This is a genomic window from Duganella sp. sic0402, assembly GCF_019219065.1.
Taxonomy (GTDB): Bacteria; Pseudomonadota; Gammaproteobacteria; order Burkholderiales; family Burkholderiaceae_D; genus Rugamonas.
In genome coordinates this window covers 248,922-267,295 of sequence record NZ_JAHUWK010000009.1, presented here as the reverse complement: position 1 = coordinate 267,295, position 18,374 = coordinate 248,922, and the positions used below count along the sequence as shown (strand labels likewise).

The following is an 18,374-nucleotide window of genomic DNA, read 5'->3' as shown; positions in this document are numbered from 1 at the left end:
GCCGTAATCGGCGCCGTGATGCATAAGCTCGTGCATCTCATCTATGGTGTCATTCGTACCGGCAAGCCCTTTGACGCCAATTACCTTTCAAAAGGGCTTGCTATTCAAGACGGTATCTGACCCCGGACGGTTAGGCGCGCAGGCGGGCCAGGACACCGTCGAGGATGTCGAGGTCGGCGAAGTCGATGATCATCTGGCCACGGCCTTTGGTGCCCATCTTGAACACAACCGGTGTGGCCAGCTTGTCCGACAGCTCTTCTTCCAGGCGGGTGATATCGCCGGACTTTTCCTTGACGCGCGCTTCTTTCGGCGACGCCTTCAATTCTTCCAGCGTTTTGGTCACCAGCTTCTCGGTTTCGCGCACCGATAATCTTTTGGCAATGACCATATTGGCCAGGTTGATCTGGGTCGCGGCATCGACCGCCAGCAGCGCGCGGGCGTGGCCCATGTCGATATCGCCGGCCATCAGCATGGTTTGCACCGCGCTTGCCAGATTCATGAGGCGCAGCAGGTTGGACACGGCGCTGCGCGAACGACCAACCGCATTGGCCGCCTGTTCGTGCGTAAACGCGAAGTCGGTGATCAGACGATGAATGCCCTGCGCTTCTTCCAGCGGATTCAGGTCCTCGCGCTGCATGTTCTCGATCAGCGCCATCGCGGCGGCGGCCTGGTCGTCAACATCCCGCACCAGTACCGGCAGCACCTCTAATCCAGCCAGTTGCGCGGCGCGGAAGCGGCGCTCGCCGGCGATGATCTCGTATTTGTCCTTGCCGACCGGACGCACCAGGATAGGCTGCATGATGCCCTGGGTTTTGATCGAGGCGGCCAGCTCCTGCAAGCCGCCCTCATCCATGCGGGTACGCGGCTGGTATTTACCCGCCTGCATCTGCGTGACCTTCAGTTCGGATGGCGTGTTCGCATCCGCCGTGTTCAAGTCGCCGTCGCCGCCCAGCAGCGCGTCCAGGCCGCGACCCAGGCCTTTGAGTTTTTTGGTTGCCATGTGATTGCCTTACATTTTCTTGATGCGCTTGACCATCTCGGCGCCGAAGGCGATATACGCCTGCGCACCCTTGGAGGTCGGATCGAAGGTGACGCCCGGTACGCCATACGACGGCGCTTCCGCCAGACGCACATTGCGCGGGATGATGGTCTTGAAGACTTTGTCGCCGAAGTGCTGTTCCAGTTGTGCTGATACCTGCTGCGACAGCGTCATGCGCGGATCGAACATCACGCGCAGCAGGCCGATGATCTTCAGGTCCGGGTTCAGGTTGGCGTGCACCTTTTTGATGGTGTTGACCAGATCGGACAGCCCTTCCAGCGCGTAGTACTCGCACTGCATCGGAATGATCACGCCATGCGCGGCGCACAGGCCGTTCAGTGTCAGCATCGACAGAGCCGGAGGACAATCGATCAGGATGAAATCGTACTCTTTATCCACAAGCGCCAGCGCTTCCTTCAGGCGGCGTTCGCGGTTGTCCAGTTCCACCATCTCTACTTCGGCACCGGCCAGCTCGCGGTTGGATGGCAATACGTCGAAGTGGCCCGGCTCGGAACGCTGGCGCGCAGTCGCGACATCCGCCGTGCCCAGCATCACCTCGTAGGTCGATGCTTTCAGTCCTGCCTTGTTGATGCCTGCACCCATGGTGGCGTTGCCCTGCGGGTCCAGGTCAACCAGCAGCACGCGCTGGTCCAGTTTTGCCAGACCGGCGGCGAGGTTAACGGTGGTGGTGGTTTTGCCTACGCCGCCCTTTTGATTTGCTACGCAAAAAATTTTTGCCATGTATTTCTTATGTGTATTGTTGCTTTTGATTTATACGGTATAAACGATATAAACGATTTATACTATCTAAATGATATAAACCATTTATACCGTATAAACCGTTTATTCTGTTTCGGCTTTGATGAAAACCAGATGACGCTCTGCGTCCAGCCCTGGCACTGCCAAAGGTTCTAATTTCTGCACTTTCCATGGTGCTGGCAGTCGCTCTCGCTCCTCTGCTGGCGCCGTGCCTTTCAAGGCGATGTATTGCCCGCCCTCTGCCAGCAGGTGCCCGGACCAGTTGACGAAGTCCGATAGGTCTGCGAACGCTCTTGAGGTAATGACGTCGAATTTCGTCTTCACTTCCAGCTCCTGCACCTTCTTCGTGTACACCGTCACGTTGCTCAAGCCCAGCTCCGCCTTTACCTGATTCAGGAAGGCGGTTTTCTTGTGCACCGTGTCGATCATCGACACTTTCATGTCTGGCCGGCTGATCGCCAGCACCATACCCGGCAATCCGCCCCCTGCGCCCACGTCCAGCACGTTGCTGGCGCCAGCAAAAGCCGCTACCGCCGCCAATGAATCCAACAGGTGCAGCTTGACCATCTCCAATGGGTCGCGCACCGAGGTCAGGTTGTAAACCGAATTCCATTTGTTCAGCAGGGCCAGGTAGTCCAGCAGTTTTTCTACCTGTTCCTCGCTCAGCTGCAGTGGCAGCTGCTTGATGCCTTGTTTCAAAACATCCGCGATTACGCCACGGTCAAACACCTTCATGCTGCCTCATCTTTCTGAACGAAACCACCGAAACCGGCTTTTTTCAGGTGTACCAGCAACAGCGAAATCGCTGCTGGCGTCACACCGGAAATACGCGATGCCTGGCCCAAAGTCTCAGGTCGCTGCGCGTGCAACTTCTGGCGTACCTCCACCGACAGCGCGGTGATGTCCAGATAGTTGTAGTTCTCCGGCAGTTTCAGGTTTTCGTAGTGCTCGTGACGCTCCACTTCGCGCGTCTGACGGTCGATATAGCCCGAATACTTGAGCTGGATTTCGATCTGTTCTTTGACCGCTGCGTCGGTTTCGCCAGGGCCAGCCAGGTCGCGGCCATCGTTGCTTTTCAGCGTCATTAACTTGTCGTACTCGACGCCTGGGCGGCGCAGTAAGTCGGCTAGCGAATACTCGCGTTCGATGGCCTGGCCAATCACACGCTCGGATTCTGCCGCCTCGACGATGCGTGGATGCACCCAGATCGAGCGCAAACGTTCCAGTTCACGCGCCACTGATTCGCGCTTGCGATCGAACGCTTCCCACTGCGCATCGCCGATCACACCCAGCTTGCGGCCGATCTCAGTCAGGCGCATGTCGGCATTGTCTTCGCGCAGGCTCAGGCGATATTCGGCGCGGCTGGTGAACATGCGGTATGGCTCCATCACGCCTTGCGTGACCAGGTCATCCACCATCACGCCCAGATAGGCTTCCGAGCGTGCAGGCGTCCAGGCTTCCTTGCCCTGGGTTTGCAGTGCCGCGTTGACGCCAGCCAGCAGGCCCTGCGCCGCCGCTTCTTCGTAGCCGGTGGTGCCGTTGATCTGGCCAGCGAAGAACAGGCCGTTGATGGCCTTGGTTTCCAGCGACGCTTTCAAGCCGCGCGGGTCGAAATAATCGTATTCAATGGCATAGCCAGGACGCAGAATGTGCGCGTTTTCCAGGCCTTTCATCGAGCGTACCAGCTCGATCTGCACATCGAATGGCAGACTGGTGGAGATGCCGTTTGGATAGAATTCGTGGGTCGTCAGGCCTTCCGGTTCCAGGAAAATCTGGTGCGATTCCTTGGACGAGAAACGATGAATTTTGTCTTCAATCGACGGGCAATAACGCGGGCCGACACCTTCGATCACGCCGGTGTACATCGGGCTGCGGTCCAGGCCACCACGAATAATGTCGTGGGTTTTCTGGTTGGTGTGCGTGATCCAGCATGGCATTTGCTCAGGGTGCATGGCGGTATTGCCCATCACCGAAAACACTGGCACCGGGTCCAGATCGCCAGGCTGCTCGGTCATCTGCGTGAAGTCGATGCTGCGGCCGTCGATGCGCGGCGGCGTACCGGTCTTCAGGCGGCCTTGCGGCAGCTTCAGTTCTTTCAGTCGCGCGGACAGCGACACCGCTGGCGGATCGCCGGCGCGACCGCCCGAGTAGTTGTTCAGGCCAACGTGGATTTTACCGTCGAGGAAAGTACCGGCAGTCAGCACAACGGCAGGCGCCAGGAACTTCAGGCCGATCTGGGTGACGGCGCCGACCACGCGCTCGCCCTCCACCATCAGGTCGTCTACAGCCTGCTGGAACAGCCACAGGTTAGGCTGGTTTTCCAGGCGCGAACGGATCGCGGCTTTGTACAGAATACGGTCGGCCTGGGCGCGGGTAGCGCGTACGGCAGGGCCTTTGGAGGAATTCAGAATGCGGAACTGGATGCCCGACTCATCGGTGGCGAGCGCCATGGCACCGCCCAGCGCATCGACTTCTTTGACCAGATGGCCTTTGCCGATACCGCCGATGGAAGGGTTGCACGACATCTGACCCAGCGTCTCAATGTTGTGGGTAAGTAGCAGCGTCTTCTGGCCCATGCGGGCAGAAGCAAGCGCTGCTTCGGTGCCGGCATGACCGCCGCCGACAACGATAACGTCGAATTTGGTAGGGAATAACATGGTGGAAAAATTTAAGGCGAAGGGATCAAGGTCAAATTATAGAGTTTTTTTGGTACTGCGACTTTTTTAGGCAAAAATATTGTTGGTTTCTGTTCCACGTGAAACAATAAAAAAAGGGCACTAAGTGCCCTTTCAACTTTGTTCCACGTGAAACAGTATCACCAACGCAACCATGCATCGTGACCTGTTTTGACGATCAACACCGATACCACGACCAGGAACAGCTTCCTGACAAAGCCACTGCCATGCTTCATCGCCAGCCGAGAACCGATCACAGAACCGGCAATCTGGCACACGGCCATGGTCAAACCCAGCTGCCAGATCAGGTGTCCTGCATAGCCGAACCAGACCAGACCGGCAAAGTTACACGCAACGTTGACGATCTTGGCGACCGCCGATGCGCCGAGGAAGTCAAAGCCAAACACCCGCACAAACAGGAACACCAGGAAGCTGCCCGTGCCGGGGCCAAAGAAACCGTCATAGAAACCGATCACCGCACCGACCACCAGCGCCAGCGACTGCTCCTTGGCACCAGTATGGATGGGCGCATGGACGCTGCCGAAGTCTTTCTTGGCAAAGGTGTAGATGGCCACCAATACCAGCACTATCGGCAGCGCGGTACGCATGAAATCGGCGGATACGTGAGTGACGGTGTACGCGCCCAGGAAGGCAAAGACCAGCGCGGCCATCGCCGCAGGAGTCGCTACCGACCAGGCAATTGCCACGCGCCGTGCGTAGCTGACTGCCGCCACGCTGGTGCCGAAGATACTGGCCAGCTTGTTGGTGCCGATCAGCGTGGCCGGCGCCATATTGGGGAAAACGGTGAACATGGTCGGCAGCTGTATCAGCCCTCCTCCGCCCACCACTGCATCGACCAAGCCTGCGCCAAACGCAGCAACACCTAACACCCAAAAGTCCACCATGATCCCGCCATCTCCAACGTGCAAAGCTCTATTGTACGGAAGAAATGTGAGCTAGCTTATGCGCATCCGGCATGGCTTGCGGTAAGCTTGACGGGAATTCACCACTGAACGGACGCCTTCATGACTGACTTCCCCGCCTTTAGTTTCAGCACCGTGGCCCACATCGTTTCCGAACTCGGCGCCGCCGGACGCTTGGGCGCGCACATTGCCCAGCACTTTCCGGACGTCAAACGGGCGCTGCTGGTCACCGATCCGGGCTTCCTGAAAACTGGTCTGGTCGATGCGCCGGCAGCCAGCTTGCGCGATGCCGGACTAGCGGTGGCGGTATATTCCAAGGTGGTCGCCGATCCGCCAGAGGCAGTGGTGCTGGAGGCGGTTGATGCAGCGCGCGCGTTCGGGGCGGACATCGTCATCGGCCTGGGCGGCGGCAGCTCGATGGATGTGGCCAAGCTGATTGCTGTGCTGGCCAGCAGTGCGCAGCCGATCAGCGCTATCTACGGCATTGGCAATGTGAAGGGTGCGCGGTTGCCGCTGGTGCAGATTCCCACTACCGCAGGGACCGGATCGGAAGTCACCAATATCGCCATCGTCACCACCGGCGCTACCACAAAGATGGGCGTCGTCGCTCCACAACTCTATGCCGATTTGGCATTGCTTGATGCGGAGCTGACGCTGGGGCTACCGTCACATGTGACCGCCGCTACTGGTATCGACGCCATGGTACATGCGATTGAGGCTTATACCAGCAAGCACAAGAAGAACCCTTTGTCCGATATTCTGGCACGCAAGGCTTTGCAATTGTTGTCGGCCAACCTGATTACGGTCTGCGAGAACGGTAGGGATCTGCACGCGCGCCAAGCCATGCTGCTGGGTGCGATGCTGGCCGGGCAGGCTTTCTCAAACGCGCCGGTGGCGGCGGTGCATGCGCTAGCCTATCCGATCGGCGGGATATTTCACGTGCCACATGGCTTGTCGAACTCGCTGGTGCTGCCGCACGTGCTGCGTTTTAATGCGCCTGAAGCGGCGGATTTGTATGCGGAGCTGGCGGAGATTGTTGTGCCGGCAGCCAGCGGTTCCATTGAGGCACGGGCGGAGGCGCTGGCTGTTACGATGCAACAAATCGCTACCGTCACCGGCATTGAGCGTACGCTGCAACAGGTCGGTATCAGGGAAGCGGATCTGGACCGGTTGGCGGATGATGCCATGCTGCAGACCCGCCTACTCGGCAATAACCCTCGCCTAGTGACCCGCGAGGATGCGCGCGCTATCTACGCTGCTGCGCTGTAATTCCCCCCGCACGGCGCTCCGCTCAATCAGGGATTGTTACCACTGCGCCACTGACCGTGATCGAGTTCGCCGCCGTTGGGGTTGCGGCGAACGGCGGCAAGTTGGCGGCGGTGATCGCCGTCGTATTGTCCGTACGCGTTACCGTCCGCACCACTTGCGATGGCGGCAATGGCGTAGCGCCGCGCAGATGGGCCAGCATCGCGTCCAGCGCCCTGAACAGGTACAGATGCAGCGGCACCACGCTTTCCGGTAGCAGACTCGCAAACGCATCGAAGTGATTGGCGTTGGTCACTTCAATATAACGCAGCTTGCTGGCCCCGCCCTCCACCGACGCATTCAAGCCCACATACGCACGCGAGGCAAAGTTCACCGGGATCAATGTATCCCTGCGCCCATGCACGATGATAGCTGGCTTGCCTTTCAGGTTGCCGCTGGCCTGAACCTCGGCCACACCGGCGCGGATGCGCGCGCTTTGTGCGGCCAGCGTCCCAGTCAATGGCGCGCCGGTCAGCGTATCGATTCCGGTCGCCAATGAACGCAGGCACACGAAGCCATCCAGCGATTGGTCCGCAATGCCGCTACTTGGCGATACACCCAGGTTGTATGCCTGCGCGCCGCCGATTGCATCCTCGTACACCACATTGCCGATGATGCCATTCTGCGTGGCGAAGCTGGCAGCCCTCTGCTCAGCCGTGAACGCCAGCGGCATGCCGTTCGCGCCAGTCTGCGCAAATGTAAAACCACAGACCTTATCTGTCACAGAAAACTTGCCATAGGCGTGGGCATACGTGACCGCCACCAGCACGTTGGTGGCCGCATGCGCGTTATGCAACACATCAGAATCCGCCAGCCAGCCGTAAGCTCTCAGACGCGCCTTGGCGTCGTTCTGCTGCGCGGCCAGATCGGCACCACTCAGCAGCCCCTTGCCAACCAGCGCCGTGCAGCGGCCGGGCGATAAACAAGGCTGATACAGCGCCGCGTAAGTCGCGTAATCCACGAGCGACTTGCCCTGCCCCGTCACTGCCGCCGCGCCCTGCCGCACTGTGTAGCCGCTGGCGGCTTTAGGCTGGATCTGCGGCTCGCTGACGGCCACGCCGGAGATCAGGCCCTCGCTGTCCTGTTCCGCCGCCAGCAAGGCCGCGCCGGCGCCATTGGAGATGCTGGAGGCAATCGTGATGGTGTTCTTGGGCGTCAACGCAACGATGTGGCGTTTGTTATCGCGTGCCAATGCGCCGTACTTTTCGTTGAGCACATAGAAAGCAAACGCCACCGCCTGCAAGGTGAACTTGCCCCAGTCCTTTTCCGGGTTCAGCTGCGAGTGCGCATGCTTGAAGGCGACCCGGCCCGGAGAAGCGGTAGCAAACGCCGCCCGCTCCGCATCGCTGAGCACCGGCGCGAAGATAGCGTTTTTGTCCGCCGCCGCACGCGTGGCCCGCAAGCCATCCTGCAGGTTCACGCTGTCATCGTCGAAGATGTAGAGGCCGGTGCCGCCGCCTTTGTCGCTGTAGGCGACCGCGCAATTATTCTTCAATCCCCATTCGCCCGAGCTACCGATGGCGCCATAGATGCCGCGCGAGCCGCTCGATGTGCCGGTCACGATGCAGGGTTTTTTCACGTCAAAGCCAGCCGGCACCTGCACCATCAGGGTCACGTTGTTGTCCGTGTAGACGATGTGCTCGCTGCCGGCGATCTTGCCCTCGCCAGCTCCGGCCACGCCTTGGGCATCGACATTCGGCCCGTACAGCGTGCCGTAGCCGCTGTTGGCGGCAATATCGAGCACTGCGCGGTAATTGCTGTGGATGGCGTTGCGGCGCAGTTCTGCGGCCGTAGGATGGGCCGGATCGGCAAAGGCCGGCGCGCTGGCCGCCAATCCCGTCTTGCCCAGGCCGGCGGTCAGCAGATCGTCGCTGGCGCCGTCGTAGGTTTTGCTGCTGATGTCGCCGAGATGCGCCGGCTTGATGTTCAGCTCTTCCGGCTCGTCATGCCGGTGCGCGCCGCAGGCGGCGACTGCTGTGCCGGCCAGCGCCAGCACCATGGTTTTGAGTTGCATAGCGTCCTCACACTGGTTTCTTCTTTCCGGCCAGTGCGATGAACTCGCCAATAATCCCGCGCCGGAACGACAGCACACAAACAATGAAGATCAGGCCAACCACCATGTTGACCGCTTCCCCGATGGTGTTAAACCACTCGATGCCGGTAACGCCCGCCAGCAGCGTGCCCCAGTCGCCCAGTTTGTTTTCCAGCGCGATGATGATGATCGCCCCAAGCATCGGCCCGGCCAGCGTCCCCATGCCGCCGACCAGCGTCATCAGGATAACCAAACCAGACATCGTCCAATGGACATCGGTCAAGGTTTCGAATCCCAGCACCACGGTTTTGGTGGCGCCGGCCAGTGCCGCCAACGCAGCCGACAGCACGAAGGCCAGCAGCTTGTACTTGTCCACGTCGTACCCAAGCGAGACGGCGCGCGCCTCGTTTTCCTTGATTGCCTTCAGCACCTGGCCAAACGGTGAATGCACCGTGCGCACGATCAGCGCAAACGCCAGCACGCAGATGCCGAGCACCACAAAGTACAAGACGGTGTCATTGCTCAGGTCGACCACGCCGAACAGCCTTCCACGTGGAACACCTTGCAAGCCGTCTTCGCCACCGGTGAACTCCCCTGCCCGCAGGGCGCCGAAATACACCATCTGCGCCAGCGCCAGCGTGATCATCGAAAAGTAGATGCCCTGCCGGCGGATCGCCAGCGCGCCCATCACCAGCCCGATCAGCGCGCCCGCTACAACGCCAGTCAGTAGACCCAGCTCAAATGGCAGGCCCCAGTTCTTCAGCGCGTTGCCGGCGAAATAGCCCGCCATACCGAAGAAGGCCGCATGGCCGAAGGACAGCAAACCGGTAAAGCCAATCAGCAGGTTGAAGGCGCAGGCAAACAGCGCAAAACACAGCAGCTTGGACAGGAACACCGGATAGCCGACAAACGGCGCGGCAATCGCGATCGCCAAGGCAATGAGGTAGCCGATTTTCTTGTTCATCATTTTTCCTTGCCAAACAAGCCTGCCGGACGCAGCAGCAGCACCACCACCATCACCAGGAACACCACCGTCGATGAAAACTCCGGATAGAACACCTTGGTCAATCCTTCGATGACGCCCAGCGCCAGCCCGGTCAGGATCGAGCCCATGATCGACCCCATGCCGCCGATCACCACAACGGCGAATACGACGATAATCAGGTTCTGCCCCATCAGGGGCTGCACCTGGATGATTGGGGCCGCCAAAACGCCTGCAAAGCCCGCCAAAGCGACGCCGAAGCCATAGGTGAGCGTCACCATCAGCGGTACGTTGACGCCGAAGGCTTCGACCAGCTTGGGATTCTCGGTGCCGGCGCGCAGGTAGGCACCCAGTTTGGTCTTCTCGATCACGAACCAGGTGGACAGGCACACCGTCAGCGACGCCAGCACCACCCAGGCGCGGTAATTCGGCAGCACCATGAAACCGAGGTCGGTGGCGCCGGCCAGCGCCTCGGGTGTCTGGAATGGCTGGCCGGAGACGCCATAGAACGAGCGGAACACGCCCTCCACCAGCAGCGTGATACCGAAGGTCAGCAGCAGCCCATACAGATGGTCCAGCTTGTACAGATGGCGCAGCATGGTCTTTTCGATGATGACGCCGAACACCCCGACCAGCAGCGGCGCCAGGACCAGCATCACCCAATAGTTGAGACCGGCGTATTCGATGCCCATCCACGCCAGGAACGCGCCCATCATGTACAGCGCGCCGTGCGAAAAGTTAATCACATTGAGCAGGCCGAAAATCACGGCAAGGCCGAGCGACAGCATCGCATAGAACGAGCCGTTCACCAGACCCAGCAGCAGCTGGCTCATTATCATGGGCAAGGGATAGCCGAAGATTTCCATCTCAGCTTATTTCCACAGGCTGCACTTGGTTTCCGCTTTGGTGGCGTAGGCCTGGTCGCCCGGAATCGTGGCCAACACCTTGTAGTAATCCCATGGATATTTCGACTCGGATGGTTTCTTCACTTCCATCAGATACATATCGTGCACCATGCGGCCGTCCGGGCGGATCACGCCGTTCTTGGTGAACATATCGTTGATCTTGTTCGCTTTCAGGTAGGCCATCACTTTGTCGGAATCATCGGCGCCAACTGCCTTCACCGCTTTCAGGTAATTGCCAGCCGCCGAATAGTCCGCCGCCTGCAACATCGACGGTTCCTTTTTCATCTTGGCGAAATAGCGTTTCGCCCAGGCACGCGTGTCGTCGTTCTGATCCCAGTACCAGCCGTCGGTCAGGTACATGCCCTGCGTCAGGTTCAGGCCCAGCGAGTGCACGTCGTTGATGAAGATCAGCAGCCCGGCCAGCTTCATCTTCTTGGTGATGCCGAACTCGTTGGCCGCCTTGATCGAGTTGATCGCATCGCCGCCCGCGTTGGCCAGGCCGAGAATCTGCGCGCCCGACGATTGCGCCTGCAACAGGAAGGACGAAAAATCCGACGCCGACAGCGGATGCTTGACCGAACCCATCACCTTGCCGCCGGCCGACTTCACCAGCTCCGACGTATCCTTCTCCAGCGACTGGCCAAACGCATAATCGGCGGTCATGAAATACCAGTTCTTGCCGCCCTGCTTGACGATGGCGCCGCCAGTGCCGCGCGCCAGTGCGATGGTGTCATAGGCGTAATGCACGGTGTACGGCGTGCATTCTTCGTTGGTCAGGCGGGCCGAGCCGGCGCCGATCGAAATGAAGATTTTTTTCTTCTCCGCCGCCACTTTGGCCATGGCCAGATTGGCGCCGGAGTTGGTGCCGCCGATCAGCATATCGACGCCCTGCTGATCAAACCATTCGCGCGCCTTGGAGGCAGCGATGTCGGCCTTGTTCTGGTGGTCAGCAGAAATGAATTCGATCTTCTTGCCGTTGATATTGCCGCCCGCATCGGCAATCGCCATCTTGATGGCTTCGGCGCCGCCCGCGCCATCGATGTCGGTGTACAGGCCGGACATGTCGGTGATGAAACCGATCTTGACGGTGTCGCCGGAAATCTGCGCCTGGGCCGACCAGGATGCACAGGCGGCGACCGCAAGGGTGATGACTTTGATGTTCATTTTTGTCTCCCTACCAAGGTTTAAACCCCCAATAGCTCGGTCAACACCGGCATCTTGGCGCTCAACTCGGATGCAACAAAGGTCTCCACAATTTGCCCGTGTTCCATCACATAAAACCGGTCGGCCAATGGCGCGGCAAACCGGAAATTCTGTTCCACCATGACGATGGTGTAGCCCTTCGCTTTCAGCGTCGTGATCATGCGCGCCAGTCCCTGCACGATCACCGGCGCCAGGCCTTCGGAAATTTCGTCCAGCAGCAGCAGGCGCGCACCGGTGCGCAGGATGCGCGCCACCGCCAGCATCTGCTGCTCGCCGCCGGACAGCCGCGTGCCCTGGCTGTGCCTGCGCTCTTCAAGATTCGGGAACATCGCATAGATTTCCGGCACTGGCATGCCCTTGTCGGCGCCGTTCAATTGCGGCGGCAGCATCAGGTTTTCTTCCGCCGACAGCGAGGAAAAAATCCCCCGCTCCTCCGGGCAATAGCCGATGCCGAGGTGGGCGATTTTGTGCGTCGGCAAGCCGATCGCTTCCTCGCCATTCACCTTGATCGAGCCCTGGCGCGCGCCGGTCAGGCCCATGATGGCGCGCAGCGTGGTGGTGCGGCCGGCACCGTTGCGGCCAAGCAGCGTCACCACTTCGCCCGGCTGCACCGTCATATTGACGTTGTGCAGAATGTGCGACTCGCCATACCAGGCTTGCAGCTTGGCGATCTCCAGCGCGGCGGTCATCAGTGCGCTCCTTCGAGCACCGCCGCTTCCGTGCCCATATACGCTTCCATCACCTGCGGATTGGTCGACACCTCGGCGTAAGCGCCTTCAGCCAGCATCGCACCGCGCTGCAAGACGGAGATCTTGTCGCAAATGCCGGACACCACTTTCATATTGTGTTCGACCATCAGAATGGTGCGGCCCACCGATACTTTTTTGATGAGCTCGGTGACCCGGTGCACATCCTCATGGCCCATGCCTTGCGTCGGTTCATCCAGCAGCATCAGTTCCGGCTCCATCGCCAGCGTGGTGGCGATTTCCAAAGCGCGCTTGCGGCCATAAGGCATATCGACGGTGATGGTGTCGGCGAATTCAGTCAGATCGACTTCCCCCAGCAGCTGCATGGCACGGTCGTTGAGCTGGTCCAGCGCGCGTTCGCTTTGCCAGAAAAAGAAGCTGCTGCCGAGCTGGCGCTGCAAGCCTATGCGCACATTCTGCAACACCGTCAGGTGTGGAAACACGGCCGAAATCTGAAACGAGCGGATCACGCCCATGCGCGCGATCTGTGCCGGCCGCGCGGCCGTGATGTCATGGCCGTTGAAATGGATCTGGCCGGAGCTGGGTGCCAGAAACTTGGTGAGGAGATTGAAGCATGTGGTTTTACCCGCCCCGTTGGGGCCGATCAGCGCGTGGATGTGGCCGCGCTGTACTTTGAGATTCACATCATTGACCGCGGTAAAACCCTTGAATTCCTTGGTCAAGTGCTTTGTTTCCAAGATAACGTCGGACATCCTGTCTCCCTGTTATTCTTTTCAAAGTACCAATTTTTTCTAGATCATACACAGTAATAAATTCGTCAACAATACAGTATAAATACGATGATTTCTTGATCTGAATTTAAGTGGCGCGGATTAATTGCGCCGCTTTTTCCGCGATCATGATCGTAGGGGAATTTGTATTTCCGGAGGTGATGAAAGGCATGACGGACGCATCCACAACGCGCAATCTGGCCACGCCTTTGACGCGCAGTTCGCTGTCAACCACCGCATCCGGATCATCAGCGCGCCCCATCTTGCAGGTGCCGACCGGATGGAAAATCGTGGTGCCGATGGCGCCGGCGGCTTCGGCCAATTCTTCATCGCTGCGGTAGTGCGCGCCTGGCTTGTATTCTTCCGGCGCGTACTTTTTCAGTGCCGGTGCGGCGACGATATTGCGCGTCAGGTTCAGCGCTTCGGCGGCGACTTTGCGGTCTTCCGGCGTGCTCAGATACATCGGTGAAATTTTCGGCGGCGCATACGGATCGGCGCTGGCTATTCGTACATGGCCGCGCGAAGTCGGACGCAGATTGCACACGCTCGCAGTGAACGCAGGGAAGATATGCAAAGGATCGCCAAATTTTTCCAGCGACAGCGGCTGCACATGGTATTGCAGGTTCGGCGTTTTCTCGCTGGCGTTGGAACGCGCAAACGCGCCCAGCTGCGACGGCGCCATCGACATCGGGCCACTCTGGAACATCGCATATTCCAGGCCGATACGCAGCTTGCCGAACCAGTTCGACGTCATCGTATTCAGTGTGCGCGCCCCCTTGCCCAGCTTGTAAATCATGCGCAGTTGCAGATGGTCTTGCAGATTTTCGCCGACGCCAGGCAGATCGACCACGGGCTGTATGCCCAGCTCATGCAAACGCGCGGCGGGACCGATGCCGGAGCATTGCAAAATCTGCGGACTACCAACGGCGCCAGCCGCCAGCAGGGTTTCTTTGTGCGCGGTGGCGATGAACTGCGTGCCGCCGCCGGTAAACATCACGCCGGTACAAACGCGATTTTCGATCTGCAAACGTTCCACGTGGCAGCCGGTCATGACCGTCAGATTCGCTCTGCGCGCAGCGGGTTTTAAAAATGCCTTGGCCGTGTTCCAGCGTATGCCGCGTTTTTGATTCACTTCAAAATAGCCGCAGCCGGCATTATCGCCGCGATTGAAGTCGTCGATTTTCTGGATGCCGGTTTCGGCAGCGGCTTCGCGGAAGGCGTCCAGTATCTGCCAGGACAAACGCTGTTTTTCGACGCGCCATAAACCACCGGCGCCATGGAATTCCGATGCGCCGCCGTGGTAGTCCTCGCTCTTTTTAAACAGTGGCAGCACCGACTCCCAGCGCCAGCTGTCGTCGCCGGTCAACTCGGCCCAGCGATCATAATCACCGGCTTGGCCACGCATGTAAATCATGCCGTTGATCGAAGAACTTCCCCCAAGTACTTTGCCGCGCGGATAAAGCAGGCTGCGGTCCCCCAGGCCCGACTCGGCTTCGGTGCGAAATTTCCAGTCTGTTCTGGGATTGTCTATGCAGTGCAAATAGCCGACCGGGATGTGTATCCACACATAATCGTCGCGGCCGCCTGCTTCAATCAGCAGGACTTCGGTGTCCTTGTTTGCGCTAAGCCGGTTGGCCAATACACAGCCAGCCGAGCCAGCGCCGATGATGATGTAGTCGTAGCTGCCTGCTGATTCCAAAAACAGTCTCCTCGTCGTTTATTTTTTGCCGATCTCCGCCAGCAAAGTCTCCACCAGTTTCGCCGCAGGCATGGGACGCGCCCGCGCCACGCCGGTTCCGCACCACAGTGACATCAATTCGGTTTCCCCGCGCTTGCCCGCCTCCGCTCGGATAGGCGAAGTTAAGGCATTTTGAATCGGATACGGTGGCAGAACGCTTTCCTGATCCGCCATCATCCGCATGAAGTGATTTTCCAGTCCGCGCGCATAGCGGCCAGAAAAAGTGCGCGTCAACCTGGTTGGATGCTCGCCGGCCGTCAGCAAGCGCTGTTTATAGGCTGGCCCGATAGCGGATTCGTCACTCACCAGAAACGCCGTTCCCATCTGCACTGCCTGCGCGCCGCCATCCAATGCCCGTCTGATATCCGCGCCATGCATGATGCCGCCGGCGGAAATCACCGGAATACGCACTGCCGCAACAACTAACGGCAGCAATTCAAATGTGCCCAGTATGGCGTCTTCCTGCGCGCCGATGAAAGTACCGCGATGTCCGCCAGACTCTAGGCCGGAAGCAATCACGGCGTCGGCGCCGCAACGTTCCCAGGCCAGCGCTTCATCAACATGCGTAATGGTGCCGATCACAAAAATACCGGCCTCATGCAAACGCCGCACTTGCTCCGCATCGAGGATGCCAAAAGTAAAGCTTGCCACGGCGGGCCGCAATGCGATCAATGCCTCAAATTGGGCGGCAAAGTCCTCGCACCATTTTGCCGGTGTGGGCAATTCTGTCCATCCCAGCGAAGACCAGACCGGTTTCAGCCACTGTTTCGCCTGCTCTACTGCATCTATAGAAGGATTTGGCGTCTGCTGAACGAAAAAATTCAGGCAAAACGGCCGGTCCGTAAACGCGCGGATCTGCGCAGTTTGCGCACGTATCAGTTCGGGAGACAGCAGGGAACAGGCTAAAGACCCCAGCGCACCGGCATTGGACACCGCTGCGACCTGCGCTGGCGTATTAAAGCCGCCAGCGGTCGGTCCCTGGATGATGGGATGCGGAAAAACAGACGCGAGGGTCATCGATTCTCCTGTTGGGAGCTGTGGATAAGCGTATGGATATCCACAGGTGCGGAATGTGAGTAAACAAATAAATTTTTGGGAGGACTTTTTTTATCCCAAAACAGTTCTTCGCTCATACACGGTTTACGCGCCGTCTTATAAATCGCGTAAACGCCTGATTCTAATCCAGATTGATGACTTATCCACAGAAAACCGTGGTTGTTAACAACTATCACTATTTTTATATCTACATCTTTAGAGTAAACCATAAAACCTTCGATATACTGGAGTTGCCAAACAAACACCTCAAACCGGAGATGTTTTGCCTTCTACGCACAAAAAATCCCGGTCGCCTGCTTACATTCGTTTTCGGCGACGATTGATCACCGCCCTGTTGTCCATGGCTACACTGGCTATTGCTGTTGTGGTTAGCCAACTCCACTCTTCCTACGTAGAACGCGAACTCTCGCTGCAAAAACAAACCGAACATCACGTCAAAGCGATGGAGGCCTATGTCACTTCATCGATTCAATCGGTGGATGTCTCGCTGCTTGGTTTTGCCAACGCTATCAAAGTGCTCCCCTCTCAGCAAAGCCGTTCACCGGAAACCATGACTGACCTGCTTTCCTCGCGTGAGTCCAGTTTCAACAGCGACTACTGGATCACCTTCATCGATCCCAAAGGCAAGGCGGTTGCCACGTCCATCGGCAACAGCGTCATCGGCGCCAACTATGCAGACCGCGATTACTTCAAAGTCCACGTCGACAAGGCTTCCCAGGGAAAACTGTTCATTGGCGAACCATCGGAGGGTAGAGTCAGCAAGAAAAAGCTGTTTTTCCTGAGCCGCAGGGTGGAAACTGCCAAAGGCGAGTTCCTGGGCGTCGTCGCAGCGCCGATGAATGTCGACCGCTATCTCAAAGTCTTTGCCAATTCGCGCTTCAATTCGGATATTTCCGTCGCGCTGATCCACGCTAATGGCAAGGTGATCGCCCGCGTGCCGAACTCGGAGCAAGCCTTTGGCCGAGATTTGCGCGGCACCGTCCTGTTCGACAACGTGCGTATTGCCCCTGCCGGCAGCTATAAATCGATCAGCGTGTTCGACAAGGTGAGCCGGGTTTTCAGCTATCGCGTGATTCAAGGACTGCCGCTGATCATCACCGTCGGCAGCAATGACACTGAAAGCACCCGCTTGCTGCAACAAAATTACCTGATAGGCGGTGGCGGGCTGGCCATCCTGTTGCTGCTGATGCTGGGCGCCGGCCATTTTTCATTACGCACTTACAGCCGCCAGGAAGAACGCGAACTGCGCTACCGCATGCTGTACAACGCCAGCCGGGAAATGGAAAAAAAGCTGCTGGCCAACGAAGAATCGATGAAACTGGCGTCGCTGATTTTCCAGAACAGCGGCGAAGGCATGATGGTGACCAACGCCCAAGGCCAGATTCTGACCGTGAACCCGGCATTTTCCCTGCTTAGCGGCTATACCGAAAAAGAACTGGCCAACCATCACGCCTATGAGCTTGCCTCCAACTGCCACGACCAGGTATTTTTCGACCGCCTGTTCGAATGCATGGCGCAAAACGGCTACTGGAAAGGTGAAGTCTGGCACCGCAACAAGGACGGCGACGAACTGCTGGTGGCGATGACCGTCAACACCGTCCACGACGAACAGGCAAATCCTTTCCGCTACGTCGCCTTGATGAGCGATATCACACAGAAAAAAGCGTCGGAAGAACTGATCTGGCGCCAGGCCAACTTCGATACCCTGACCGGATTGCCGAACCGCCGCATGTTCCACGAGCATCTGCGCAAGGAAATGAAGAAAACCGACCGCTCCAAGCTACCGATGGCGCTGGTATTTGTCGATCTGGACCACTTCAAGGAAGTCAACGACACCCAGGGCCACGATAAAGGCGATTTACTGCTTAAAGAAGTGGCAAACCGGCTGCTTAGCTGCGTACGCAGCACCGATACCGTGGCCAGGCTGGGGGGAGATGAGTTCACTGTCATCCTCAGCGAACTGCGCAATGCCGGCGATGTCGGCCGCACCGTGCAGGAAATCCTGCAGAAAATGAACTCGCCATTCCAGCTTGAGGACCAGACTGCTCATATTTCGAGCAGCATCGGCATCGCTTTGTACCCCAAAGATGGTGCGGATGCCGAAACTTTGCTGAAAAACGCCGATCAGGCGATGTATCTGGCCAAGCAGCAGGGCCGAAATCGCTCAAATTACTATGCTCCTGTGAATAAGTGATTGGATATCCACAGGACGAGATGTGGCTAAGCACTATTTTGACCACAGGCACACATTTTATCCAAAAAATGTCCTGCCGCTAGTAC

At 58.4% G+C, this 18,374-nt stretch carries 15 protein-coding genes; 2 read left to right on the top strand and 13 right to left on the bottom strand.

What is annotated here, in order from left to right; genetic code table 11:
• Window positions 1–130 precede the first annotated feature (130 nt).
• From KW842_RS21055 to KW842_RS21035, 5 genes are all read right to left on the bottom strand, one after another.
• Complete coding sequence (locus KW842_RS21055) at window positions 131–1,000, bottom strand: ParB/RepB/Spo0J family partition protein (RefSeq protein ID WP_218306078.1); 870 nt, start codon at window positions 998–1,000, stop codon at window positions 131–133.
• 9 nt (window positions 1,001–1,009) lie between these two features.
• Window positions 1,010–1,780 (bottom strand): ParA family protein, encoded by a 771-nt coding sequence (locus KW842_RS21050; RefSeq protein WP_218306077.1) that lies wholly within the window; start codon window positions 1,778–1,780, stop codon window positions 1,010–1,012.
• Between the two features lie 102 nt (window positions 1,781–1,882).
• Entirely contained in the window at window positions 1,883–2,533 is a 651-nt protein-coding gene (rsmG, locus tag KW842_RS21045; protein WP_218306076.1) for a 16S rRNA (guanine(527)-N(7))-methyltransferase RsmG, read from the bottom strand.
• Window positions 2,530–4,455, bottom strand: coding sequence for a tRNA uridine-5-carboxymethylaminomethyl(34) synthesis enzyme MnmG (gene mnmG / locus KW842_RS21040; protein ID WP_218306075.1), 1,926 nt, complete (start codon window positions 4,453–4,455; stop codon window positions 2,530–2,532). Before mnmG ends, rsmG begins: the two co-directional genes overlap by 4 nt.
• Window positions 4,456–4,613: 158 nt before the next feature.
• Window positions 4,614–5,378 (bottom strand): TSUP family transporter, encoded by a 765-nt coding sequence (locus tag KW842_RS21035; protein WP_218306074.1) that lies wholly within the window; start codon window positions 5,376–5,378, stop codon window positions 4,614–4,616.
• A gap of 120 nt (window positions 5,379–5,498) precedes the next feature.
• On the opposite strand from KW842_RS21035, the gene KW842_RS21030 reads away from it, so the two are divergent.
• Entirely contained in the window at window positions 5,499–6,665 is a 1,167-nt protein-coding gene (locus KW842_RS21030; RefSeq protein ID WP_218306073.1) for an iron-containing alcohol dehydrogenase, read from the top strand.
• 22 nt (window positions 6,666–6,687) lie between these two features.
• Here the strand turns inward: KW842_RS21030 and KW842_RS21025 are convergent, their stop codons facing one another.
• The 8 genes from KW842_RS21025 to KW842_RS20990 all read right to left on the bottom strand — a co-directional run bounded on the left by KW842_RS21025 (window position 6,688) and on the right by KW842_RS20990 (window position 16,055).
• A complete protein-coding gene (locus KW842_RS21025; RefSeq protein WP_218306072.1) occupies window positions 6,688–8,715 on the bottom strand; it encodes a D-(-)-3-hydroxybutyrate oligomer hydrolase in 2,028 nt (675 codons plus the stop codon).
• Window positions 8,716–8,722: 7 nt separating this feature from the next.
• On the bottom strand, window positions 8,723–9,697 hold the full coding sequence (locus KW842_RS21020; protein WP_218306092.1) for a branched-chain amino acid ABC transporter permease: 975 nt from the start codon (window positions 9,695–9,697) through the stop codon (window positions 8,723–8,725).
• The gene (locus tag KW842_RS21015) at window positions 9,697–10,581 is read right to left on the bottom strand and encodes a branched-chain amino acid ABC transporter permease (RefSeq protein WP_218306071.1); all 885 of its coding nucleotides are present in this window, start codon (window positions 10,579–10,581) and stop codon (window positions 9,697–9,699) included. Before KW842_RS21015 ends, KW842_RS21020 begins: the two co-directional genes overlap by 1 nt.
• 6 nt (window positions 10,582–10,587) lie before the next feature.
• Entirely contained in the window at window positions 10,588–11,784 is a 1,197-nt protein-coding gene (locus tag KW842_RS21010; protein WP_218306070.1) for an ABC transporter substrate-binding protein, read from the bottom strand.
• 20 nt (window positions 11,785–11,804) lie between these two features.
• Window positions 11,805–12,512 carry an ABC transporter ATP-binding protein gene (locus KW842_RS21005; protein ID WP_218306069.1) on the bottom strand — a complete coding sequence of 236 codons (708 nt, stop codon included), beginning with the start codon at window positions 12,510–12,512 and terminating at the stop codon, window positions 11,805–11,807.
• Window positions 12,512–13,282, bottom strand: a complete 771-nt coding sequence (locus KW842_RS21000; RefSeq protein ID WP_218306068.1) for an ABC transporter ATP-binding protein — start codon at window positions 13,280–13,282, stop codon at window positions 12,512–12,514. The genes KW842_RS21005 and KW842_RS21000 overlap by 1 nt, the downstream gene beginning before the upstream one ends.
• A 106-nt stretch (window positions 13,283–13,388) precedes the next feature.
• Window positions 13,389–14,999: a GMC family oxidoreductase gene (locus KW842_RS20995; protein WP_218306067.1), complete on the bottom strand. Its 1,611-nt coding sequence runs from the start codon at window positions 14,997–14,999 to the stop codon at window positions 13,389–13,391.
• Window positions 15,000–15,017: 18 nt separating this feature from the next.
• Window positions 15,018–16,055: a nitronate monooxygenase family protein gene (locus tag KW842_RS20990; protein WP_218306066.1), complete on the bottom strand. Its 1,038-nt coding sequence runs from the start codon at window positions 16,053–16,055 to the stop codon at window positions 15,018–15,020.
• A gap of 589 nt (window positions 16,056–16,644) precedes the next feature.
• Here KW842_RS20990 and KW842_RS20985 point away from each other — a divergent pair.
• Window positions 16,645–18,288: a diguanylate cyclase domain-containing protein gene (locus KW842_RS20985; RefSeq protein WP_373925216.1), complete on the top strand. Its 1,644-nt coding sequence runs from the start codon at window positions 16,645–16,647 to the stop codon at window positions 18,286–18,288.
• The last annotated feature ends 86 nt before the right edge of the window (window positions 18,289–18,374 follow it).